The 22,492-nt window shown below is 39.0% G+C and carries 22 protein-coding genes and 1 pseudogene; 22 read left to right on the forward strand and 1 reads right to left on the reverse strand.

Features of this window, described 5'->3' with window-relative positions; all coding sequences use genetic code 11:
- Positions 1-105: 105 nt before the first annotated feature.
- From LQE94_RS10615 to LQE94_RS10680, 14 genes are all read left to right on the forward strand, one after another.
- The gene (locus LQE94_RS10615; RefSeq protein ID WP_240577669.1) at positions 106-909 is read left to right on the forward strand and encodes a class II aldolase/adducin family protein; all 804 of its coding nucleotides are present in this window, start codon (positions 106-108) and stop codon (positions 907-909) included.
- A gap of 26 nt (positions 910-935) precedes the next feature.
- Positions 936-1,457, forward strand: coding sequence for a GlcG/HbpS family heme-binding protein (locus LQE94_RS10620; protein WP_022075378.1), 522 nt, complete (start codon positions 936-938; stop codon positions 1,455-1,457).
- The gene (locus tag LQE94_RS10625; protein ID WP_022075379.1) at positions 1,448-2,836 is read left to right on the forward strand and encodes an aldehyde dehydrogenase family protein; all 1,389 of its coding nucleotides are present in this window, start codon (positions 1,448-1,450) and stop codon (positions 2,834-2,836) included. The genes LQE94_RS10620 and LQE94_RS10625 overlap by 10 nt, the downstream gene beginning before the upstream one ends.
- 19 nt (positions 2,837-2,855) lie before the next feature.
- Positions 2,856-4,073, forward strand: a complete 1,218-nt coding sequence (locus LQE94_RS10630; protein WP_022075380.1) for a zinc-binding dehydrogenase — start codon at positions 2,856-2,858, stop codon at positions 4,071-4,073.
- Positions 4,074-4,099: 26 nt separating this feature from the next.
- Entirely contained in the window at positions 4,100-4,411 is a 312-nt protein-coding gene (locus tag LQE94_RS10635; RefSeq protein ID WP_022075381.1) for a BMC domain-containing protein, read from the forward strand.
- A gap of 44 nt (positions 4,412-4,455) precedes the next feature.
- On the forward strand, positions 4,456-4,731 hold the full coding sequence (locus LQE94_RS10640; RefSeq protein ID WP_009003872.1) for a BMC domain-containing protein: 276 nt from the start codon (positions 4,456-4,458) through the stop codon (positions 4,729-4,731).
- A 77-nt stretch (positions 4,732-4,808) separates the two neighbouring features.
- Entirely contained in the window at positions 4,809-5,093 is a 285-nt protein-coding gene (locus LQE94_RS10645; RefSeq protein WP_022075382.1) for a BMC domain-containing protein, read from the forward strand.
- Between the two features lie 230 nt (positions 5,094-5,323).
- Complete coding sequence (locus LQE94_RS10650) at positions 5,324-5,602, forward strand: BMC domain-containing protein (protein WP_118724244.1); 279 nt, start codon at positions 5,324-5,326, stop codon at positions 5,600-5,602.
- A gap of 116 nt (positions 5,603-5,718) precedes the next feature.
- Entirely contained in the window at positions 5,719-6,366 is a 648-nt protein-coding gene (gene pduL / locus LQE94_RS10655; RefSeq protein ID WP_022075384.1) for a phosphate propanoyltransferase, read from the forward strand.
- A 30-nt stretch (positions 6,367-6,396) separates the two neighbouring features.
- Positions 6,397-6,669: a EutN/CcmL family microcompartment protein gene (locus LQE94_RS10660; protein WP_022075385.1), complete on the forward strand. Its 273-nt coding sequence runs from the start codon at positions 6,397-6,399 to the stop codon at positions 6,667-6,669.
- 8 nt (positions 6,670-6,677) lie between these two features.
- Positions 6,678-8,021 carry a 4Fe-4S dicluster domain-containing protein gene (locus LQE94_RS10665; RefSeq protein ID WP_118737219.1) on the forward strand — a complete coding sequence of 448 codons (1,344 nt, stop codon included), beginning with the start codon at positions 6,678-6,680 and terminating at the stop codon, positions 8,019-8,021.
- The gene (locus LQE94_RS10670; protein ID WP_117990394.1) at positions 8,018-8,566 is read left to right on the forward strand and encodes a BMC domain-containing protein; all 549 of its coding nucleotides are present in this window, start codon (positions 8,018-8,020) and stop codon (positions 8,564-8,566) included. The genes LQE94_RS10665 and LQE94_RS10670 overlap by 4 nt, the downstream gene beginning before the upstream one ends.
- A gap of 105 nt (positions 8,567-8,671) precedes the next feature.
- Complete coding sequence (locus LQE94_RS10675; protein WP_240577670.1) at positions 8,672-9,436, forward strand: DeoR/GlpR family DNA-binding transcription regulator; 765 nt, start codon at positions 8,672-8,674, stop codon at positions 9,434-9,436.
- A 12-nt stretch (positions 9,437-9,448) separates the two neighbouring features.
- Complete coding sequence (locus tag LQE94_RS10680) at positions 9,449-10,594, forward strand: 1-propanol dehydrogenase PduQ (RefSeq protein ID WP_186865258.1); 1,146 nt, start codon at positions 9,449-9,451, stop codon at positions 10,592-10,594.
- A 129-nt stretch (positions 10,595-10,723) separates the two neighbouring features.
- Here LQE94_RS10680 and nagA read toward each other — a convergent pair whose 3' ends face one another.
- Entirely contained in the window at positions 10,724-11,863 is a 1,140-nt protein-coding gene (gene nagA / locus LQE94_RS10685; protein ID WP_118737170.1) for an N-acetylglucosamine-6-phosphate deacetylase, read from the reverse strand.
- Between the two features lie 336 nt (positions 11,864-12,199).
- Between nagA and licT the strand changes: the two genes are divergently transcribed.
- The 8 genes and pseudogenes from licT (at position 12,200) to LQE94_RS10725 (ending at position 22,487) form a co-directional block, all read left to right on the forward strand.
- On the forward strand, positions 12,200-13,036 hold the full coding sequence (gene licT / locus LQE94_RS10690; RefSeq protein ID WP_118737218.1) for a BglG family transcription antiterminator LicT: 837 nt from the start codon (positions 12,200-12,202) through the stop codon (positions 13,034-13,036).
- Positions 13,037-13,049: 13 nt separating this feature from the next.
- On the forward strand, positions 13,050-13,538 hold the full coding sequence (locus LQE94_RS10695) for a PTS sugar transporter subunit IIA (RefSeq protein WP_240577671.1): 489 nt from the start codon (positions 13,050-13,052) through the stop codon (positions 13,536-13,538).
- A 129-nt stretch (positions 13,539-13,667) separates the two neighbouring features.
- Complete coding sequence (locus LQE94_RS10700) at positions 13,668-15,137, forward strand: PTS transporter subunit EIIC (RefSeq protein WP_240577672.1); 1,470 nt, start codon at positions 13,668-13,670, stop codon at positions 15,135-15,137.
- Between the two features lie 268 nt (positions 15,138-15,405).
- Positions 15,406-17,016, forward strand: coding sequence for a response regulator (locus LQE94_RS10705; protein WP_022075821.1), 1,611 nt, complete (start codon positions 15,406-15,408; stop codon positions 17,014-17,016).
- Entirely contained in the window at positions 17,013-18,824 is a 1,812-nt protein-coding gene (locus LQE94_RS10710; RefSeq protein ID WP_118737166.1) for a cache domain-containing sensor histidine kinase, read from the forward strand. Before LQE94_RS10705 ends, LQE94_RS10710 begins: the two co-directional genes overlap by 4 nt.
- Positions 18,817-19,812, forward strand: coding sequence for a substrate-binding domain-containing protein (locus tag LQE94_RS10715; protein WP_118724201.1), 996 nt, complete (start codon positions 18,817-18,819; stop codon positions 19,810-19,812). Before LQE94_RS10710 ends, LQE94_RS10715 begins: the two co-directional genes overlap by 8 nt.
- Positions 19,813-19,968: 156 nt before the next feature.
- Positions 19,969-20,939: pseudogene (locus tag LQE94_RS10720) on the forward strand (ABC transporter permease).
- 51 nt (positions 20,940-20,990) lie between these two features.
- Positions 20,991-22,487, forward strand: coding sequence for a sugar ABC transporter ATP-binding protein (locus LQE94_RS10725; RefSeq protein ID WP_240577673.1), 1,497 nt, complete (start codon positions 20,991-20,993; stop codon positions 22,485-22,487).
- Positions 22,488-22,492 lie beyond the last annotated feature (5 nt).

Below are 22,492 nucleotides of genomic sequence, written 5' to 3' on the forward strand. Positions count from 1 at the left end.
CAAAAACAACACAAGATCTGATTGACTGTTGTGGGGTTGTGTGGTAGAATCAAGTTAGAAATAACAAAAAACAAATTTTTTGTAAAATCCAAGGAGGAAACAAGAATGGTTAACGAGTATGAAATCAAAAAAGAAATGTGTGAGATCGGTAGACGCGTTTATAATCGTGGAATGGTTGCAGCAAATGATGGTAACTTTTCAGTAAAATTGAACGACAACGAATTCCTTTGCACACCAACAGGAGTAAGTAAAGGATTTATGACACCAGAGTATATCTGTAAAGTAGATGCTAATGGTAATGTAATCCAGGCTAACCCAGGATTCAAACCATCATCAGAGATCAAAATGCACATGCGTGTTTACAAAGAAAGACCAGATGTTAATTCTGTAGTACATGCTCATCCACTTTATGCAACAACATTTGCAATCGCAGGCATTCCTTTGACACAGCCAATCATGCCAGAAGCAGTTATCGCTCTTGGATGTGTTCCGGTTGCTAAATATGGTACACCTTCTACAATGGAGATTCCAGATGCAGTTTCTGAATACCTTCAGTATTTTGATGCAGTTCTTCTTGAGAACCACGGAGCATTAACATATTCTGATTCTTTATTAAATGCATACCACAAAATGGAGTCAGTAGAGTTCTACGCTCGCCTGTTATGGCAGACAATGCAGATCGGTGGACCACAGGAACTGAACAAAGAGCAGGTTGAAAAACTTTACGAAATCAGAAGACAGATGGGACTTCCAGGAAAACATCCTGCAAACCTTTGCCCAAATGCAAAAGCTGGTAAACCAAACTGCCACTCATGTGGAGGAAACTGTGGATCACACGAAGCAGCATCTGTAGATGCAGACCTGATTGCTTCTATCACAAAGAAAGTTATGGAACAGTTAGGAAAATAATTTATATATAAGAAATGAGGACTGGTATGAACGAACAGGATATTTCCAATGCAGTGAAGGCTGTGCTGGAAGGGATGAATGCGAACGGTTCTCACCATGCACAAGGACATGTCTGTAAATGTAAAAAGAACAAGATGACATTGGATAAGGCAAATAGTCTGATCGATAAAGTGAAGGCAAAGGCAGAGACGATGGGATTGAACGTAGTAGTTGCAGTTGCGGATGCCGCAGGGAGACCGGTGGCAGTCCAGAGCATGGATGGTGCTTATATAGCAAGTTTCGACATTGCGTTGAATAAATCATTTACTTCGGCAAGCTTAAAAATGTCTACCGCAAAGCTGGCTGAACTAAGCCAGCCGGGTAAAGAGTTATATGGTATTCAGTTCACTAATGAAGGTAAGATCGTAATCTTCGGCGGTGGAGAGGTGCTGGAAGCAGATGGCAAAATAATCGGAGCTTTAGGTGTAAGCGGTGGCAGTGCAAAAGAAGACACAGAGCTTGCTGCTTATGGAAAAGAAGCTTTTAAGGAGGTATTAGCGTGTCTGTAAATGAACAGATGATTCAGGACATCGTTAAAGAAGTTGTTGCAAAGATGCAGATTTCTGCCGATGTTACTGGTAATCATGGAGTATTCAAAGACATGAACGAAGCAATTGAAGCTGCGAAGAAATCACAGAAAATCGTTGCTAAGATGTCTATGGATCAGAGAGAAAAGATCATTTCTAACATTAGAACAAAAATTAAAGAAAATGCTGAAACTTTTGCACATATGGGTGTGCAGGAAACAGGCATGGGAAATGTTGGACATAAAATTTTAAAACATCAGCTCGTTGCTGAAAAAACACCTGGAACAGAAGATATTACAACAACTGCATGGTCAGGTGATAGAGGACTTACATTGATTGAGATGGGACCATTTGGAGTTATTGGAGCAATTACTCCTTGTACAAACCCAAGTGAGACAGTTCTGTGTAATACAATCGGAATGCTGGCAGGAGGTAATACAGTTGTATTCAACCCACATCCAGCGGCAATTAAGACTTCTATTTATGCAGTAAATATGTTAAATGAAGCATCCATCGAAGCAGGCGGTCCGGATAACATCGCAGTTACTGTTGAAAAACCTACGATGGAAACAAGTGCTGTCATGATGAAACATAAAGATATTCCTTTGATTGCAGCTACAGGAGGTCCTGGTGTAGTAACAGCAGTGCTTTCTTCTGGTAAGAGAGGAATCGGAGCCGGAGCAGGTAACCCACCAGCACTGGTAGATGAGACAGCAGACATCCGTAAAGCAGCAGAAGATATTGTTAACGGATGTACATTTGATAACAACCTCCCATGTATCGCAGAAAAAGAAATCGTTGCAGTAGATTCTATTGCAGATGAATTGATGCACTACATGGTAAGTGAACAGGGATGTTATCTTGCATCAAAAGAAGAGCAGGATGCACTGACAGAAGTAGTTCTCAAAGGTGGAAAATTAAATCGTAAATGTGTAGGTAGAGATGCTAAAACATTACTTGGTATGATCGGAGTTCAGGTTCCGGACAATATCAGATGTATCACATTTGAAGGACCAAAGGAGCATCCATTGATCGCAACAGAATTGATGATGCCAATTCTCGGTGTTGTCAGAGCGAAAGATTTTGATGATGCAGTAGAGCAGGCAGTGTGGCTGGAGCATGGCAACAGACATTCTGCACATATCCATTCAAAGAATGTGGATAACATTACAAAATATGCAAAAGCAATTGATACAGCTATTCTTGTAAAGAATGGACCTTCGTATTCAGCACTTGGCTTTGGTGGTGAAGGATTCTGTACTTTCACAATCGCAAGCCGTACAGGAGAAGGACTGACAAGCGCAAGCACATTTACTAAGAGAAGAAGATGTGTTATGACAGACAGCTTGTGTATCAGATAATAATATGGAGGGTAACACAATGGAAATGAATTCTGCAAACGTAGAAGAAGTTGTAAAACAGGTACTTGAAAATATGTTAAAATCACCTGTTGCAGCACCTGCAGCAAGTGCGCCGGCACCAGCAAGCCAGGCAATTCCAAAGACAGCACGCGTAGCTATGCTGACATCTCTGGAGCATTATGATATCAAAGAATTCCCAATCCCAGAAGTTGGTGACGGAGATATTCTTGTTAAAGTAGAAGGTTGTGGAGTCTGCGGAACAGACGCACACGAATTCAAGAGAGATCCATTTGGATTGATCCCAGTTGCTCTTGGACATGAGGGTACAGGAGAAATCGTAAAAATGGGTAAAAATGTCAAAGTTGACAGTGCAGGAAAACCACTGAAAGTCGGAGACAAAGTTGTAACATGTATGATTTTTAAAGATGATCCGGAGATCGAGATGTTCGATTTGAACAAGAAGAATATCGGTGGAGCTGATGTATACGGATTACTTCCAGATGATGATATCCATTTGAATGGATGGTTCTCAGATTACATCTTAGTCAGAGAAGGATCTTCAATCTTTAATGTAAGTGATCTTGATCTTGATTCTCGAATCCTCATCGAGCCATGTGCAGTATTGATCCATGCAGTAGAAAGAGCTAAAACAACAGGAATCTTAAGATTCAACAGTCGTGTTGTTGTTCAGGGATGTGGACCAATCGGCTTGATTTGTATCGCTGTTTTGCGTACAATGGGTATTGAGAATATTGTGGCAGTTGATGGTAACGAGCAGAGACTTGCATTCGCAAAAGAAATGGGAGCAGAGAAGTCAGTTAACTTCATGAATCATAAAGGCATTGATGCACTTGCAGATGCTGTAAAAGAAGCATTTGGCGGACATGCAGCAGATTTTGCATTCCAGTGTACAGGATCTCCTGTAGCTCATGCGAATATTTACAAATTCATCCGCAATGGTGGAGGACTTTGTGAACTTGGATTCTTCATCAATGGTGGAGATGCAACAATTAACCCACACTTTGATCTTTGTTCAAAAGAGATCACATTGGTAGGATCTTGGGTATACACACTGAGAGATTATGCAACAACATTTGATTTCTTGAAGAGAGCAAAAGGAATCGGACTTCCAATGGAAAAACTTATCACACACAAATTCCCATTGGAAGAGATCAACGAAGCTCATATTACAAACTTAGAGCAGAAGGGTCTTAAGATTGCGATTGTGAATAAATAATAACTGCCCCTTGAAGGAGAAATGATATGGGAGAAGCAGTAGGCATGTTAGAAGTCTTCGGGCTGGCAACTGCATTTGCAGCAGCAGATGCGGGATGTAAAGCAGGTAATGTAAGACTGGAGACTTTTGATAAGAATAAACCGGCAAATGCAGACGAATTACCGGTACCATTGATCGTAATGGTTAAGTTTCGTGGAAGTGTATCAGATGTAAAGGCAGCGTTGGAGGCAGCAACAAAAAGAGCAAATGAACTTGCGGGAATTGTCGCTGAATATGAAATCGCAAGACCTACAGAGGATACAGAGAAGATGCTGAAAATTAGTGGTTTAGATAAATAAACATCAAACATAGTATTTATATAAGATTTTAGGAGGAAATAATAATGGCACAGTTAGCATTAGGAATGGTAGAAACAAGAGGACTTACAGCAGCAATCGAAGCAGCAGATGCAATGACTAAAGCAGCAGAGGTAACATTGGTAGGAACAGAGAAAATCGGATCTGGTCTTGTAACAGTTATGGTACGTGGAGACGTTGGAGCAGTTAAAGCAGCAGTTGAAACAGGTGCAGACGCAGCTGGAAGACTTGGAGAATTAGTAGCAACACACGTAATCCCAAGACCACACAACGATGTTGAGAAAATCCTTCCTACTGTATAATTAACTAATATAATGATAAATATCCGCAGTTTGGGTTAGAACAGACTGCGGATGTAGAGAAGTAAAGGAGCAGTCTCATGGGACAGGCATATGGATTTTTTGAAATCCCAAGTGTAACAGCAGCAGTAGTCGCAATTGATATTATGTGCAAAACAGCTGAGGTAGAGCTGGTTACATGGGAAAAGAAGTTAGGTGGAAGACTTGTAACGGTTATCATCCGCGGAGATGTATCATCGGTAACACAGGCCATTGAAGCAGCTACGGCCAATGGAATCAAAGACCCGGTTGCTCATGTTGTAATCCCAAGTCCCCATGAAGAGATTCTGAAACTGATTGAGAACAGTGCGAATCGAGTTTGTTAAGGAGGGCAGTTACGATGGCAGAGGAAAAGAAGCCGACAGGTCAAGAGAAGAAAGAAGCGTCTTCTAAAGCAGCTGGTACGGCTAAGAAGAGTACAACAAAAGCTGCATCCACAAAGAAAACAACAAAAACGGCAACTGCAAAAGCACCGGCTAAGACAGTGCAACGTGTAAGAAAAACAACACAAAAAGCAGAGCAGATAACAGAAACAATTCATAAGGAGGAAAAAAGAATGGCACAGGAAGCATTAGGAATGGTTGAAACAAGAGGTCTTGTAGCATCAATCGAAGCAGCAGATGCAATGTTAAAAGCTGCTAACGTAGTATTAGTAGGAACAGAGAAAATCGGATCTGGTCTTGTAACAGTTATGGTACGTGGAGACGTAGGAGCTGTTAAATCAGCAGTTGAAACAGGTGCAGACGCAGCTGGAAGACTTGGAGAATTAGTAGCAACACACGTAATCCCAAGACCACACAATGATGTAGAAAAAATTCTTCCACATATCGACTAATAAATGCGATCAGGGTGACAGATAGCCTTACAGGATAAAAACTGTAAGGCTGTCATGTCATAAAATGATATGATTTTCCAAATGTGGAGAATCCGCATAATACAAGGAGACGTATTATGGATAATCAAAGTATAGAATTAATCACAAGAATGGTGCTGGAGTCAATTCAGAAACAGGAAGCTTCTTCTGAAAATGGTTATGTGGTTCCGGTTGGTGTGTCCGCAAGACATATTCATCTGACACAGGAGCATGTAGAAGCTTTATTCGGAGAAGGATACCAGCTTACAAAGAAAAAAGGGCTTATGGGCGGACAATTTGCATCAAATGAGACAGTCACAATTGTTGGTCTGAAGCTTAGAGCAATCGAGAATGTTAGAATCCTGGGACCGGTCAGAAGTAAATCACAGGTAGAGATTTCTGCTACAGATGCACTTCGTCTCGGAGTAAAAGCTCCAATAAGAGAGTCCGGTAATATTGCAGGATCCGCTGCAATTGCGGTAGTTGGACCAAAAGGTGCGATTTACCTGAATGAAGGATGTATTGTAGCCAAAAGACATATTCACATGGCACCACAAGATGCAATGGCAGCAGGTGTACATGATGGAGATATCGTTTCAGTTAAAGCAGACAATGAACGCGGAACAACATTTAACAATGTACAGATTCGTGTAGATGACAGCTTTACACTTGAGATGCATATCGATACAGATGAAGCGAATGCAGCGAAGATTGCGACAGGAGATACAGTAAGAATTATCAAATAGATTTCTTACAGGTTGCAAGAGGAGAAGATTATGCTGATAGGAAAAGTGAAAGGCAGTGTTGTATCAACACGGAAATGCGAAAGATTAGTTGGAAATAAATTCATGATTGTAGAAGTGTTGAAGCAGCATGTACAGACCGGAGGAGCTGATCAGATCATTGCGATCGACAAGATTGGTGCCGGGATTGGAGACTATGTATTGGTGGCACAGGGAAGTGCAGCCAGAGTAGGAACTGATATGGAGGACGCACCTATCGATGCTGCAATCGTTGGAATTATTGATGACGGAACAGGACTGGAGTAGTGAAAATGATGGATATGAAAGAATTAAGCAACATATTGCAACAAAATGGTATTGTTGGTGCAGGTGGTGCCGGATTCCCTACATACGCAAAGTTAAATGAAAATGCTGAGACATTGATTCTTAACTGTGCAGAGTGTGAACCACTACTGAGATTACATAGACAATTACTGGAAAAATATGCACAGGAGATTGTTGAGACATTTCATTTGATTGGTCAGGCAGTTGGTGCAAAAGAACTCGTAATTGGTATCAAAAAAGCTTATACAAAGACTATCGATGCACTGAATGGTGTAATCGGAGCATACCCGGAAGTAAGACTGGGACTGCTGGATGAGGTATATCCAGCCGGTGATGAAGTTGTTTTGATCTATGAAGTCACAAAGAAAGTGGTACGTCCGGGAGGACTTCCGATTGAACAGGGAGTTGCCGTATTTAATGTAGAGACCGTATACAATGCATACAGAGCAATTAATCAGAGTACTCCGGTTGTAGATAAACTGGTATCTGTTGTTGCCGAGGTAGATCATCCGGTAACAGTCAGAGTTCCTATTGGAACTACAATCGAAGATACAGTAAAACTTGCAGGTGGAATTACAACAAAGAATCCAGTATACTTTATTGGAGGACCAATGATGGGATTCATTGGAAGTGGTTCACTTCCTGTAACAAAAACAACAAATGCAGTACTGGTTCTTCCAGAAGAGCATTTGATCATTCAGAAAAAGAGAAAGAAAACGAGTATCGATCTGAAACGTGCAGCAGCTTGTTGTTGTCAGTGTTCAATGTGTACAGATCTTTGCCCAAGAAACAGACTGGGACATCCAATCCAGCCACATTTATTTATGCGTGCTGCTACATGTAAAGATGTTCAGGAACCGAATATTTTTGTAAATACAATGTTCTGTTCTTCTTGTGGTCTTTGCGAGATGTATTCTTGCATGCAGGGATTATCACCAAGAACATTAATGGCAGAATATAAAGCTGGCTTAAGAGCAAATGGACTCAGACCGCCAAAGGTAGAAGCAAAACCGGTTGGACCGGAACGTGAATATCGTAAAGTTCCTATGGAACGTCTGATGGCGAGACTGGATCTGACAAAATACAATAAAGAGGCTCCGCTTGATGAGTCTGTAGTTCCTGTTTCAAAAGTTAAAATTATGCTGAGCCAGCATATTGGTGCTCCGGCAGCAGCAATTGTAAAACAGGGCGATAAAGTAACAAAAGGACAGATGATTGCAGAACCAGCTAAGGGATTGAGCGTTGGAATCCACGCATCTATAGATGGAGTTGTCAGTGAAGTTACTGACAAGTATGTAATTATAGAAACTCAGGAAGGACGTGCAGGTAAATGAGTAAGGCAATTGGAATGGTAGAATATAAGACTGTTGCTTCAGGTGTTGTGGCAGCAGATGCTATGGTAAAGACCTCAGAAGTCGATATCATTGAAGCACAGACCGTATGTCCGGGAAAATATATCGTAATCATTTCAGGAGATCTGAGTGCTGTTCGTGCAGCAGTTGATAATGCAAAGAATCTGCACGGAAGATACTTGATCAACAGTTTTGTGCTCGGTAACCCACACGAATCCATTTTTCCGGCAATCTATGGTGCCACAGCAATTGAGGATGTATCCGCACTTGGTATTGTAGAAACATATGATGCTACATCGATTATTGTAGCAGCAGATGAAGCTGCAAAAACAGCAATTGTTGATTTGGTTGAGCTTAGAATCGCAAGAGGTATGTGTGGTAAGTCATACATGATGCTCACAGGCGAGGTGGCAGCTGTAGAAGCAGCGATCGAACGTGCTAAAAGCGTAGTAGCAGAGGATGGAATGTTCCTTGATTCTTCTGTTATTGCACATCCAGATGCACAGATTCGCAATGCGATTCTGTAGTTGAATAAATAGAGATCCAGTGGCTGTTTGGTGCTGCGATACACAGTTTGTTGTGTAAGTGCCAAACAGTTACATAACTCAAAAAAATGACTGGGAGGCAAAGGGATGCTTGCAATAGAGAGAAGAAATGCTATTTTAGAAAAACTGCAGGCTGAACGTCGGGTGGTCGTAAGTGAGTTGAGTCAGATTTATAAGGTATCGGAGGAAACGATTCGAAGAGATCTGGAAAAGCTTGAGAACGATGGATTCGCGATAAAAAGTTATGGCGGAGCAGTAATTAATGAAAATGCAAATGTAGATTTGCCATTTAATATCCGTAAAAAGAGGAATGTGATCAGCAAACAGAAAATTGCGGAAGTGATCAGTTCCAGAATTAAAGATGGTACCAGTATTATGCTTGATGCGAGTTCAACAGCTGTGTATATTGCAAAAGCATTGAAAGAGAGAAAGAATCTGACATTAATAACAAATTCAATCGAGATTTTGATAGAAATGTTTGATACGCCTAATGTTAATGTACTGTCAACAGGTGGTGCAATGAGAGAAGGATCATTTGCACTGGTAGGTCCGCAGACAGATAAGATGTTAAAGTCTTATCATGTGGATGTAGCAATTGTTTCGGCAAAGGGATTTGATCTAGAGACAGGGATGACAGATACAGAGGAACTTCATGCAAACAATAAGAAAACGATGCTACACGCAGGAAGAGAAAAAGTTCTTGCTGTAGATAGTTCAAAGTTTGGGAAGACAGCATTTACAGAGATTGGTACACTGGAAGATATTAGTATGGTAGTTACAGATGCGAAACCAGACGAAGTTTGGCTTCAGGCATTTAAAGAGTATGGAATTGAATGTATTTATCCCGAATAGAGGAAGAATAGTATGAGAAGCTTTGAAATAAAGACAAAAGTATTTTTTGGAGATCAGGCTTTAGATAGATTGGCAGAGATCCCGTACAACAAAGTGTTGATTATCACAGATCCATTTATGGCACAGAGCAGTATGTTCAATTTGGTAACAGATCCGCTTAAACGTGCAAATAAAGAATTTGAGATTTTTAAAGATGTTGTTCCAGATCCTCCGATTGAAAAGATTTCAGAAGGCGTCAAAAAGATGCTGGAATACAAACCGGATGTACTTGTTGCAGTCGGTGGAGGTTCAGCAATTGACTCATCAAAATCTATCCGCGAGTTTGCATTGCGAGTAGAACCATATGCTGAAGTTGGATTGATCGCAATACCAACAACGAGTGGAACAGGTTCTGAGGTTACATCTTTTGCTGTGGTTTCTGATCCAAAAGAAAAAATGAAATATCCTCTTGTATCTGAACACTTAACACCGGATGAAGCAATTCTGGATGCAGAATTAGTAAAGAGTGTGCCACCGGCAATTACAGCAGATACAGGTATGGATGTATTTACACATGCATTAGAGGCATGCGTAAGTACAAATAGAAGTGATTTTACGAACGCGTTGGCTGAGAAGGCAATTGAAATTTGTGGCGTATTTTTATTAAGAGCTTATCTTGATGGAAATGATACACATGCACGTCAGAAGATGCATTCTGCATCTTGTCTGGCAGGACTTGCTTTTAACACAGCTTCACTCGGATTAAATCATGGTATGGCACATCAGTTAGGAGCAACATTCCATATTCCACATGGACGTGCGAATGCAATGCTGCTTCCACATATTATTGAATTTAACAGTGATATTAACAAACACAGCAAGAGCCAGAAAGAATATCTGCCGGCTGTGAAACGTTATGCTACTGTTGCTCAGATTTTAGGACTTAGCAGTTATAACAAAATTATGACTGTTCGTTCACTTGTAAACTGGGTACAGTTTATGTTGAAAGAAATGGATATTCCGCTGTCAATTTCACAGATGGGAACAATTTCAAAAGAAGAATATTTTAACGCAATTGATCGTATGGCAGATGCAGCGCTTGCAGATGCATGTACAGCTACAAATCCACGTGTTCCAACGAAGGAAGACGTTGTGAAAATGTATCAGAAATTGTGGTAAGAAATATATTCCAATAAAAATGAGGTGAAACTTACTTGGGTTTCACCTCATTTTTTTATCTCAGTCGAGAAGACTCCCACCTCTTCAGGTGGTGAGTAACTGCTCGACTTGAATAGAATATATTAATACTTAAAGTTTGGCATTTCCCATGCAATAGGTTTGTAAAACACTATAGTCTGAATCCAACACAACCAGATCAGCGTCTTTTCCGACTCCGATAGCACCTTTTCGATCATCAACGCCGAGGCAACGCGCTGGATTGATAGTACAAGAGTTGATCGCATAGTTAAATGGAACAAGCGCCTCTTCGACAAGTATGCGAAGTCCCTCGTTTAATCTCAGTGTAGAACCGGCAAGTGTACCACTTTCGGTCAGATGCGCACTTCCATCAGGATAAATCTCAATTTCATTTCCACCGAAAATAAATTTACTTCCTACAGGTGTTCCTTTTGCCATTAATGCGTCGGATATCATGATCGCATAATCAGGTCCTTTAGACATAAAGTAATTATTTAAGGCGGCAGGAGTAGAGTGATTGCCATCACAGATAATCTCACCATACATAGTACGAAGACGGTAAGCTGCACCTACAAGACCATTTGCACGATGAGTGAACGGACTCATGCCGTTGTATACATGTGTCATAGAACGTGCACCATGTGCGTATGCCATGACTGCCTGTTCATAAGTTGCAGCAGAATGTCCGATACTGACAACTACGCCATGTGAAGCCAGATAACGTGTCAAGGTAAAATCTTCATCAGTTTCGGTAGCCATAGTAACATATTTGATGTGTCCTTTGGCGGCAGCCTGATATCTTTCAAACTGTTCAATTGTTGGTTTTGCGATAAATTGCTCCGGCTGTGCTCCTTTATATTTCATATCAAGATAAGGTCCCTCGAAGTGAATGCCAAGAATTTCAGCACCCTCATATCCATCCTCCATAACTTTAGCGACATTAGCAACAGCATTAGTTAAGATTTCTTCACTTTGAGTAATCGTTGTAGCAAGAAATGCAGTTACTCCTTCAGAAACAATATGTTTGCTCCAGTTACGAAGACCTTCTTCGTTTGCATCATTGGTGTCAAATTTGAAAGCACCATGACAATGAATATCGAGGAAACCCGGTACAATGCGCTTGTCCCCGTAGTCAACATCAGGTGTTCTGCTTTCATATGGAAGAACATCGGTGATTTTACCTTCATGGATTTCAATCACTGCTGGTACAAACTGATCCGCAATCCAAACTTTTTTACTTTGAATCAGCATAAAATATACCTCCCTACATTTATTTTTATAAAAAGTATACCTTTTTTGGTGAGATATGTCAAAGTACATTAAAATGTTAATATTGCATGAAAAATATTTTGGAACAAAAAATAATTAATCAGCAGAATTACCAAAAAACTAAAAGAAATATAAACATTATTAACAAAAAATAAACGAACGCTTGACGATAAAAAGAGAATTTGTTATAATAACAATATCAATTGAAGTTATGAGGATTGTTACTGTAAGGCAGGCAAAACCAGAATTTATGGCTGAGGGTCTCAGTCTATAGTTCTGGGTTTTTTTATGTAATAGAAAAGGAATAATATGGGAGAAATTATAATTGATAAAGTGATCAATAATAATATAATTTCTGCGTTTGAGGAGTCGGGGACAGAAGTTGTTGTGATGGGCAGAGGGATTGGTTTTAAGAAGAAACCAGGACAGACTGTACCGAGTGAGCAGGTGGAAAAGATATTCAGAATGAAAAGTAAAACACTTGCTGAACAATTAAAAGAATTACTCGCTGATATGCCGTTGGAGCGCGTGGAGATTTCAGCAGAGATTATTGCTTATGCGAAAGATCAATTGAAGTTAAAATTAAATCAGAGTATATATGTGACTTTAACTGATCACATTAATTTTGCAATTGAGAGAGTAAGCCAGGGAATCGAACCGGAGAATGCGTTATTGTGGGAGATTAAACGATTTTATTCACATGAGTTTCAACTTGGAACATATGCATTACAGCTGATATATGAAAGACTGGGGATTAAATTACCAGAGGATGAAGCAGGCTTTATAGCACTGCATTTTGTAAATGCTGAGTATGGAACAGATATTCATGATGCATTAAAATTTCCTAATCAGATGAATGATATTGTGAGGATCGTGGAACAAGAGCTGGGGCTGGAATTAGATGAAGGATCATTGCATTACGAACGCTTTGTTACACATGTGAAGTTTTTGCTTCAGAGAATTTATCGTAAGGAATTACTTTCTAGTGAAGATAAAGAATTAGCACAGATGATGCAGCGAAAGTATCCCAAAGAGTATAACTGCAGTGAGAAAGTTGCAGCATATATAAAAGAAGCAACAGGATGTACACTTTCAGACGAGGAAGTTATGTATTTATCAGTTCATATTCGCAGAGTTACTGCGGTGGAAAAATAAGGAGGCTAAGAACATGTTTGATTTTTTTAAAAAGAAAAAGCAGTTGGAATTGATTATCGGTTCACCGGTAAAAGGAAAGGCAGTACCGCTTTCAAGTGTGAACGATCCAACATTTAGTGAAGGAATGCTTGGAAAGGGAATAGCAATTTGCCCTGAAGACAGTAAGATATACGCTCCGGCAGACGGAACGATCGGAATGGTGTTTAATACGCTCCATGCAGTTAGTTTGACTACAAAAGAAGGTGTTGAAATACTTATCCATATCGGACTTGATACAGTAAAGATGAATGGAGAAGGTTTTAAAGGTTATGTGAAAGCAGGCGATACTGTAAAAAAAGGTGATTTACTTTTAGAAGTCGATTTAGACAAGGTAAAAGCAGCAGGTTATGATACAATCACACCAATGCTGATTTGCAATACAGATGATTATGCCGCAGTAAATGGTCTGGACGGAAAAGATGTACAGGCTGGAGACGATGTAATCATTATCACTGAAAAATAGTAAACGATATTCAAAGAAAGCACAGAATATCAGAAAGAACAACTTAATCAATGTATTTTGCCTGGTAATGTCCGGGTTAAAATAAATAAAGGGATTTACAGACGAGAGTGATTTAGAGGAGGTAAAGGTATGAAGTATTTACAGAAATTAGGAAAAGCTTTAATGCTGCCTGTAGCATGTCTTCCAATTTGTGGTATCCTGATGGGTATTGGATATCTCTTATGTCCAGCTAGTATGCAGGGTGGAGATATCACAGGTTTTGGACCATTAGTAGGTATCTTTTTGGTAAAAGCAGGTGGAGCATTAATTGATAACATGGCACTGTTATTTGTAATTGGTGTTGGTGTTGGTATGTCAGAAGATAATGATGGTACAGGTGGTCTTGCAGCACTTGCATCATGGTTAATGATCACAACATTATTAAGTACAGGTTTTGTAACAACTCTGTTCCCTTCAATTGCAGATAATGTAGACAAAACATTAGCATTCGATAAAATCGCAAACCCATTTATCGGTATCCTTGCAGGTGTTATCGGATCTACATGTTACAACAAATTTAAAAACACAAAATTACCAGATTGGCTTTCATTCTTCAGTGGAAAACGTTGCGTTGCAATCGTAGCTGGTGTGGTTTCAATTGTTGTATCAGTAGTATTATTGTTCGTATGGCCAATTCTTTTTGGACTGTTGATTTCAGTTGGTAAAGGAATTGCAGGTATGGGAGCTATCGGAGCTGGTATCTACGCATTCTTGAACAGATTGTTAATCCCAACAGGATTGCACCATGCATTGAACAACGTATTCTGGTTCGACACAATCGGACTTGGAGATTTGACACACTTCTGGGCTGGAGAAACATCAGCAGATGTTAACTGGAGCCTTGGAATGTACATGTCAGGATTCTTCCCATGTATGATGTTTGGTATCCCTGGAGCAGCATTGGCAATGATTCAGTGTGCTAAAGATAACAAGAAAAAAGTTGCAATCGGTCTTGTAGCATCAGCAGCACTTTGTGCATTTGTTTGTGGTGTTACAGAGCCATTCGAGTTTGGATTTATGTTCCTTGCTCCTGGACTTTATGTAGTATATGCATTGTTATATGGTATCTTTACAGTGATTACAACATTAGTTGGATTCCGTGCAGGATTCTCATTCTCAGCTGGAGCAACAGACCTTCTGTTCTCAGCATCACTTCCAGCAGCACAGAGAACAGTGTTGATCATTCCTCTTGGAATCGCAGCATTTATCGTATTCTACGTTGTATTTAGATTTGCAATTACAAAATTCGATCTGAAAACACCAGGTAGAGAAGACGATGATGATACAGATGAAACAAAAGTAACTCTGGCAAACAATGATTATACAGAAGTTGCTAAAGTTATCTTAGAAGGTGTTGGCGGAAAAGAAAACGTTACATCTATTGATAACTGTATTACAAGACTTCGTCTGGAAATCAAAGATTATACAGCAGTTGATGAGAAAAAGATTAAATCTGCAGGTGTTGCAGGAGTAATCAGACCTGGAAAGAATGCAGTACAGGTTGTTGTTGGTACAAAGGTTCAGTTTGTAGCAGACGAATTCAAAAAACTGTGTAAATAATTAAAACATAAAAAATCCCTTTTCGAAAAGACCGCTTATGCGGTCTTTTTTGATATATCAGATGTGAGATGACTCCCAACTCTGTAGATGTCGCAAGCGACCGCCGCAGGAGCAAGAATGTGCCAAGGCACATTCTTTGTTTTAATAAAAAAAGCACAATTGCTTAGCATCTGATTGTGGTTTTTTGTTGTAAATTGAGGTATACTAATAACAGATTTTTGAGAGAATATTAATCTCGTAAAGAGCAAATTACACGGAGGAGAAAAATGTGTATAAAGTATTACTGGTAGATGATGAGATACTTGTCAGAGAAGCAATCAGCAAAAAAATAGAATGGAATGAACTGGGGTATGAGTTGGTCGGAGACTGTGAAAACGGAAAAGATGCTATTGAATTTGTAAAAAGTCATCCGGTTGATGTTGTGTTGACAGATATTTGTATGCCATACATAGATGGAATGGGACTGAGCAAATATTTAAGTGAAAATTGTCCTCAGACGGCAATTATTATTTTCAGCGGTTATAGCGATTTTGAATATGCAAAACAGGCAATACAATATAAAGTGTCAGAGTATATATTAAAGCCGGTAACAGCGAAAGAACTGTCAGAGGTTTTGATTCGGATTCGTGAAAAGCTGGATTCCAAAAGAAAAGAAGAGAAAAAAATCGATCAGTTGACGAAAGTGTATCATAGTTATACAAAAAATGAAGCGGTGATTATTTCCAGAATATTGTCTCGTCTTGTAAAAGGAACGCAGGAAGTAAAAAGAAGTCTGGATGAGTTGAAAGAATTTGATATTGAAATCAGTGGAAGTTCATACAGAACAGTTGTGATAGATATTGATGTTTATTCAGGATTATATGAGATAAATCCAGAGCAGAAAAAAGAAAGTGCATTGATGGCATTTGTTGTAGAAAATATAAGCAGTGAGATTATTTCAGAGTATAATGCCGGAATCGCATTTCGTGATGCAGATAATAGAGTGTGTTTATTACTTTGGACGAACCGCCCGCAGGAATTTAGAAAAGAAATTGTTGAAATATGCAAGGATATTCAGAAAAATGTATATTCTGCTATGCAGCTGAGCATTTCCATGGGAATGGGATGCTATGTGGATTCACTTGAGGAGCTTTCCAAATCATATGAGAGTGCAAGCGAAGTGCTTCAATATCGATATACCAAAGGTTCTGGAATCATGTTTGACTGTGAAGAGGAAAAACAAAAAGAAAATCCCATGGAATTAGAGATGGATTATCGTGATATTGCTATAGCTATCAGAGGAGGAGATAGAGAAGTCCTGGACGATGCTATGGAACACATGAGAAGCTGGTTGAAAACAGGCTATATTAATAGAAGAAAGTCAATTGCATATCTTCAGCATGTTTTACAGATTGTATACGAGGTGGGGCGTGAAACGCAGGAATCATTTGTGTTACCGGATTCTGCCCTTACAAGTATTACAGAGGCAAGAAATCTGGACCAGGCAATGGAGATTACAAAAGAATATGCACTATCCGGATTAAAAGCAGTACAGGAAGCATGCCAGACCAGCGGAGAAAGACAAGCAGCACAGGCAATGGAGTATATAAAAGATAATTACGGAAATCCCGATTTGAGTTTGAACAGTGTATGCGAATATTTAAATATTAGTACAAGCAGATTCAGTACAATCTTTAAAGAAGAGACTGGAAAAACATTTCTGGAAGTATTGACAAGTGTCCGAATGGAAAAAGCAAAACAAATGCTACAAAAGACAACGATGAAAAATTACGAAATTGCAGAAAAAGTTGGTTTTAGTGATCCACACTATTTTGGTATTGCCTTCAAGAAGGCAACAGGGATGTCACCGAAAGAATATGCTAAAGGAAGAAAATCATGAGAAAGCAAAAAGAACATTCCAGAACATTTTTCGGAAGATTCAAAAGTATTCAGAATACGATGCTGGTTTCATTTTCTGTGTTAATGGTAATCGCGGTAGTTATCTTTTTGGTGATTGCTATGAATTCTACAAAGAAAACAATTTATGAAAATTCGATTGATTATTCTACACAGATCATCAAACAGGTAAACTCAGATATAGACAATTATATCGACTACATGGAGAATACGTCTTCATTGATGGCAAAAAGTACAGACGTAGCAAAATATTTCTTTGATGAACATCAAACAGAAGAAGAGTTTGAGGAAGAGAAAAAACGTATCTTAACACAGTTTGCAACAATCAAGGAAAGTAGAAATGATATTTCGAATGTTGCAGCAGTGGCAGAAAATGGAAAATATCTTGTAAATGATGAAGACGGAAGCCTGACAGATTATATAGATGTGCAGTCATTGGATTGGTATCAGGAGGCAATGCAATCTAAAAGTGGAATTGCTGTGTCATCTTCACATGTGCAGAATGCAATTCCTACAAGTTATAAATGGGTTATCACGCTAAGCCGTGCATTGGTGAATAATCAATCAGGAAAACGAGAAGGCGTTTTCTTCATGGATTTGAACTATAGTGCAATTAGTGATCTGTGTAATAAAAATAATATTGGAGAAAAAGGTTATATTTTTATTTTAGATGAAGATGGAAATATAATCTATCATCCAAAGCAGCAGTTGATGTATGGCGGACTGATGGTAGAGAACATTCGGGAAATCATGGATTGCAAAGCAGATTATCTGGAAATAAAGCGTGATGGAGAAAATAAACTGTATACAATGTCCAAATCAACAAAAACCGGTTGGACGGTTGTTGGGGCAATGGATACAAAGGAATTGTTGAAAAACAGCAAACAGACACAGTTGAATTACATTATGGTCGCTGCAATACTATTGTTGGCAGTTATTGTGATTTCAAGTTTGTTGTCAAAAGAAATCACACGACCAATTTTACTTTTACGTGATTCGATGAGCAAAGTCGAAGAAGGAAAATTTCAACAGGCAAATGTAGAAGTGACAACAATGAATGAAATTGGAAGCTTGACGAAATCATTTAATGTGATGACAAAACGAATCCAGGAGTTGATGGAGCAAAATGTTGCCGCACAGAAAGAAAAACGAAAAAGTGAAATGAAAGCTTTGCAGGCACAGATCAATCCTCATTTCTTATATAATACGTTAGATTCAATCATATGGATGGCGGAAGCCGGACAAAATGATGATGTAGTACTGATGACTTCAGCTCTGGCTAAATTATTACGACAAAGTATCAGTAATGACAAAGAACAAGTAAGAGTAGAAGAGGAAATGAATTATGTGCAAAGTTATCTGACCATTCAGAAAATGCGCTACAAAGATAAACTGGAATATACAATTGATGTGGATCCTGAAATATGTAGTGTGTCCATTATAAAATTTGCAATTCAGCCATTGGTAGAAAATGCGATTTACCATGGATTAAAATATAAAGATACAAAAGGAAAAATCAGCATACGCGGATATGTAAGGGGCAAAAAAGGATATATTACAATTACAGATGATGGCGTAGGCATGGACGAAGAAACTTTGAAATATATTTTTGATGAAAAACAGAAAAAAGAGAAAAAGCCAAAATCAAATGGTGTAGGTGTGCCAAATGTACAAAAAAGACTGCAATTATATTATGGACCGGAATATGGGATTTCATATATCAGCAGACAAGGGGAAGGAACAGTGGCGACAGTTACAATTCCGTTAGACGGAGGAGAAAACCATGAGTAGACAGATGAGTAGAAAAGTAGGAACCAGGATAGTGTTGTTTATACTTCTTGCGACTATTCTGGTAACTTTCGGAATCCAGGTGCAGGAAGAGCAGGAAAAGGAAAAGACATATCATTTGATTTTTGTCCCTAAGACGATAGATTCTGCAAATGATTTCTGGACGGCACTTATAAAAGGTGCAGAACTGGGAGCAGAAGAGTTTGGAGCAGAAATTGAAGTTTTGGGTGGCCGTTCAGAAGATGATGTTGAGACACAGATAAAAACAATTGAAGAAAGTATTCAGAAAAATCCGGATGCAATTCTGGTTGCACCGTCGGATTATTCATTGCTGCATGATGTGCTTCAGAAAGTGAAGGATGCTGGAATTACCTTGATCTATATTGATTCTACTACAGAAAATGATATTGCTGACTGCGAAGTCTCTACAGATAATTATAAAGCTGGTAAAGAATTAGGGGAATATGCAAAGACGTTGATTGATGAGGACATAAAAATTGGCATCATGGGGCATGTAAAAGGAACATCTACAGAGATAGAGCGTGAAAATGGAATAAGAGACGGTCTTGAAAATTACAAAGCGAATATTGTAGATATTTTGTATTGCGATTCTTCATATGAAAAAGCATACAGTCAGACCAAAACAATGTTGATGAAAAATCCGGATATTCGGTTGCTTATTGGAACAAATGAATATGCAGCAGTGGGAACTGCAAGAGCAATAAAGGATATGGGGATGGAAAAAAAGATTAAAATGGTTGGCTTTGATAATTCGGTAGAAGAAATTCAACTTTTGGAAGAAGGGGTTTTTGATGGAATCATCATTCAGAAACCATTTAATATGGGGTATATGGGGGTGGAACAGGCAATTGCCCTGTTAGAAGGGAAAACAGTAGAAAAAACACTTGATTCCGGCTGTAAACTTATTACCAGAGACAATATGTATGAAGAAGAAAATCAAAGATTGCTTTATCCGTTCTCGGGACAATAAGGTAAATTGTATTCAAAAAAAAGGTTAAAAATTTCCAAATAGGAAATTTTTAACCTTTTTTAGTAAGATATTCAATTTCATAATTATTTAATAAAGTTTATACTTAGTACAAGTCTTAAGGGAAAAGATAAGATTAAAGAACTAGGAGGAAGAAACGTGGGAAAAATTAAACAAAATCCTTTTGTACAAAAGGTAGGGTTTAACAGAATCGTGTTATGCGGTGTTTTGCTTCTCTTGTACGGATTTTTCTAATGACACAGGGCAGATTCGCTGGAACAACTCGTATTCTGAGCGCTCTCAACTATGCATACTTTTTAGGGTTCTTATCATTGGGAGTTACATTCGTAATCGCAACAGGCGGAATCGACTTCTCTATCGGACCAGTTATGTTCTGTTGTGCATTGGTTGCAGGTTACAGCCTGACAGCACATGGTGTACCTATGGCAGCAGCAATGATAATCAGCTTACTTGTAGGACTTGTGTTTGGTGTCTTCAACGGATATCTTGTAGCATATTGGTCAGTACCTTCATTCATCACTTCAATGGCAAGTATGAACATTGCAAAAGGTATTGCATCTGTATACACAAAGACACAGTCAGTCAGCTGGCCACAGGCATCACAGGAAGGTGGATGGTACAGAAACCTTATCAAAGTTGGGGATATTCCGGTAGGTTTGATTGTTTTCTTGGCTGTTGCAGTTATTTGTGCAGTGATTTTGAACAAGACAAGAATCGGACGTTACATTCTTTCACTTGGAAGCAACAAAGAAGCTGTTCGACTTTCAGGTGTAAATGTTAAAAAATGGGAGATGGCAGCATATGTTATCTGTGGACTCCTTGTAGGAATCAGCGCACTCTTCTATGTAGCTGCTTATACAACAGTTCAGCCTGGATATGGTGATCAGTACAACAACGAAGCAATTGCTGGTTGTGTAATGGGAGGAACTTCCATGGCAGGAGGTCTTGCTTCTATCAGCGGTACTGTAATCGGTGTGTTTATCATCGCTTTACTTCAGGAAGGAATTCTGGCTCTTGGCTTAAGAAAAGATTATCAGCTTATTATTACAGGTATTATTGTTATCGTTGCAGTATTCAGTGATGTTGTTGCAAGACGTAGAAAGAACTAATAATGATACATGGGAAATTGAGATTGAGAACAGAAAGGCAAGGGTAATAGAATGGGCGAAGTTATTTTAACGATGAAAGATATTGACAAGTCTTTCCCTGGTGTACATGCTTTGGATCATGTAAACCTGGAAGTGAGAAAAGGTGAAGTCCTTGCACTTATGGGAGAGAACGGTGCCGGTAAATCAACATTGATGAAAGTGTTGACAGGTATTTACAAAAAAGATTCCGGTACAATTACATATGAAGGAAAAGAAGTAGAATTTACAAACGCAAGAGAAGCTCAGGATGCAGGTGTTATCATCGTACATCAGGAGTTGAACATGTTAGGTGATCTGACTGTTGCACAGAACATTTTTATCGGACGTGAGTTCAAAAAAGGACTTAGCATTGATGATAAGAAGATGAATGAAGAAGCTAAGAAGCTGTTCGACAGAATGAACATCGATATTGATCCAAAAGAAAAAATGGCGAACCTGACAGTCGGAAAACAGCAGATGTGTGAGATCGCAAAAGCAATCTCTCATGATGCAAAAGTAATCGTCTTTGACGAACCATCTGCTGCATTAACAGAGACAGAGATTCAGGAACTCTTTAAAATCATTCGTGATTTGAGAGAAAAACAGCTTGGTATTGTTTATATCTCACATCGTATGGATGAGATTAAAGTCATTACAGACCGTGTTACAGTTATGCGAGATGGTCAGTATGTTGGAACATTGATTACAAAAGATAGTACAAAAGACGATATCATCAACATGATGGTTGGTCGTGTTATCTATGAAGATCCTAAGACTGAAAGTACAGTACCAAAAGATGCACCGGTTGTTCTGAAGGTAGAACACCTCAATGCAGGTAAGATGGTTCAGGATGTAAGTTTTGAATTACGAAAAGGTGAAATCCTTGGATTTTCAGGACTTATGGGTGCCGGACGTACAGAGACTGCAAGAGCTATATTTGGAGCTGACCCGATTGACAGTGGTGACATTTACATTAATGGTAAAAAAGTTACAATCAAGAGTCCGGAAGATGCTGTTAGATGTGGTATCGGATATCTTTCAGAAGATAGAAAGAGATACGGAATTGTTGTTCAGAAATCAGTTGCTGAGAATACAACAATGGCAACAATGGAACAGTTTATGAATGGTATCTTTATCGATAAGAAGAAAGAGAAAGAAGTTGCTAAGAAATATGTAGAATCTCTTGCAACAAAAACACCAACAGTAGATCAGCTGGTAGTAAACCTGTCAGGTGGTAACCAGCAGAAAGTTGTTATCGCTAAATGGCTGACAAGAGATTCAGAGATTCTGATTTTCGATGAGCCTACAAGAGGTATCGACGTTGGAGCTAAAAATGAGATTTACAAATTGATGAATCAGTTGGCAGCAGAAGGAAAAGCCATTATTATGATTTCCTCAGAGATGACAGAAATATTACGTATGAGTGATAGAATCGTCGTAATGTGTGAAGGAAAGAAAACTGGTGAGCTGGATATTTCCGAGGCTACACAGGAAAATATCATGAACATGGCTACACGAGAGATTGATTAGGGAGG

Origin of the sequence: Mediterraneibacter sp. NSJ-151 (assembly GCF_022487435.1) — a bacterium.
Taxonomy (GTDB): domain Bacteria; phylum Bacillota; class Clostridia; order Lachnospirales; family Lachnospiraceae; genus Schaedlerella; species Schaedlerella hominis.

What these genes read in the sequence shown, in the direction of transcription:
- LQE94_RS10675 (WP_240577670.1), top strand. Translation starts at nt 8,672, where the DNA reads ATGCTTGCAATAGAGAGAAGAAATGCTATTTTAGAAAAACTGCAGGCT.
- LQE94_RS10640 (WP_009003872.1), top strand. Translation starts at nt 4,456, where the DNA reads ATGGCACAGTTAGCATTAGGAATGGTAGAAACAAGAGGACTTACAGCA.
- LQE94_RS10620 (WP_022075378.1), top strand. Translation starts at nt 936, where the DNA reads ATGAACGAACAGGATATTTCCAATGCAGTGAAGGCTGTGCTGGAAGGG.
- LQE94_RS10665 (WP_118737219.1), top strand. Translation starts at nt 6,678, where the DNA reads ATGGATATGAAAGAATTAAGCAACATATTGCAACAAAATGGTATTGTT.
- LQE94_RS10700 (WP_240577672.1), top strand. Translation starts at nt 13,668, where the DNA reads ATGAAGTATTTACAGAAATTAGGAAAAGCTTTAATGCTGCCTGTAGCA.
- nagA (WP_118737170.1), bottom strand. Translation starts at nt 11,863, where the DNA reads ATGCTGATTCAAAGTAAAAAAGTTTGGATTGCGGATCAGTTTGTACCA.
- LQE94_RS10635 (WP_022075381.1), top strand. Translation starts at nt 4,100, where the DNA reads ATGGGAGAAGCAGTAGGCATGTTAGAAGTCTTCGGGCTGGCAACTGCA.
- LQE94_RS10680 (WP_186865258.1), top strand. Translation starts at nt 9,449, where the DNA reads ATGAGAAGCTTTGAAATAAAGACAAAAGTATTTTTTGGAGATCAGGCT.
- pduL (WP_022075384.1), top strand. Translation starts at nt 5,719, where the DNA reads ATGGATAATCAAAGTATAGAATTAATCACAAGAATGGTGCTGGAGTCA.
- LQE94_RS10650 (WP_118724244.1), top strand. Translation starts at nt 5,324, where the DNA reads ATGGCACAGGAAGCATTAGGAATGGTTGAAACAAGAGGTCTTGTAGCA.
- LQE94_RS10615 (WP_240577669.1), top strand. Translation starts at nt 106, where the DNA reads ATGGTTAACGAGTATGAAATCAAAAAAGAAATGTGTGAGATCGGTAGA.
- LQE94_RS10725 (WP_240577673.1), top strand. Translation starts at nt 20,991, where the DNA reads ATGGGCGAAGTTATTTTAACGATGAAAGATATTGACAAGTCTTTCCCT.
- LQE94_RS10695 (WP_240577671.1), top strand. Translation starts at nt 13,050, where the DNA reads ATGTTTGATTTTTTTAAAAAGAAAAAGCAGTTGGAATTGATTATCGGT.
- LQE94_RS10710 (WP_118737166.1), top strand. Translation starts at nt 17,013, where the DNA reads ATGAGAAAGCAAAAAGAACATTCCAGAACATTTTTCGGAAGATTCAAA.
- LQE94_RS10645 (WP_022075382.1), top strand. Translation starts at nt 4,809, where the DNA reads ATGGGACAGGCATATGGATTTTTTGAAATCCCAAGTGTAACAGCAGCA.
- LQE94_RS10715 (WP_118724201.1), top strand. Translation starts at nt 18,817, where the DNA reads ATGAGTAGACAGATGAGTAGAAAAGTAGGAACCAGGATAGTGTTGTTT.
- LQE94_RS10670 (WP_117990394.1), top strand. Translation starts at nt 8,018, where the DNA reads ATGAGTAAGGCAATTGGAATGGTAGAATATAAGACTGTTGCTTCAGGT.
- LQE94_RS10660 (WP_022075385.1), top strand. Translation starts at nt 6,397, where the DNA reads ATGCTGATAGGAAAAGTGAAAGGCAGTGTTGTATCAACACGGAAATGC.
- LQE94_RS10630 (WP_022075380.1), top strand. Translation starts at nt 2,856, where the DNA reads ATGGAAATGAATTCTGCAAACGTAGAAGAAGTTGTAAAACAGGTACTT.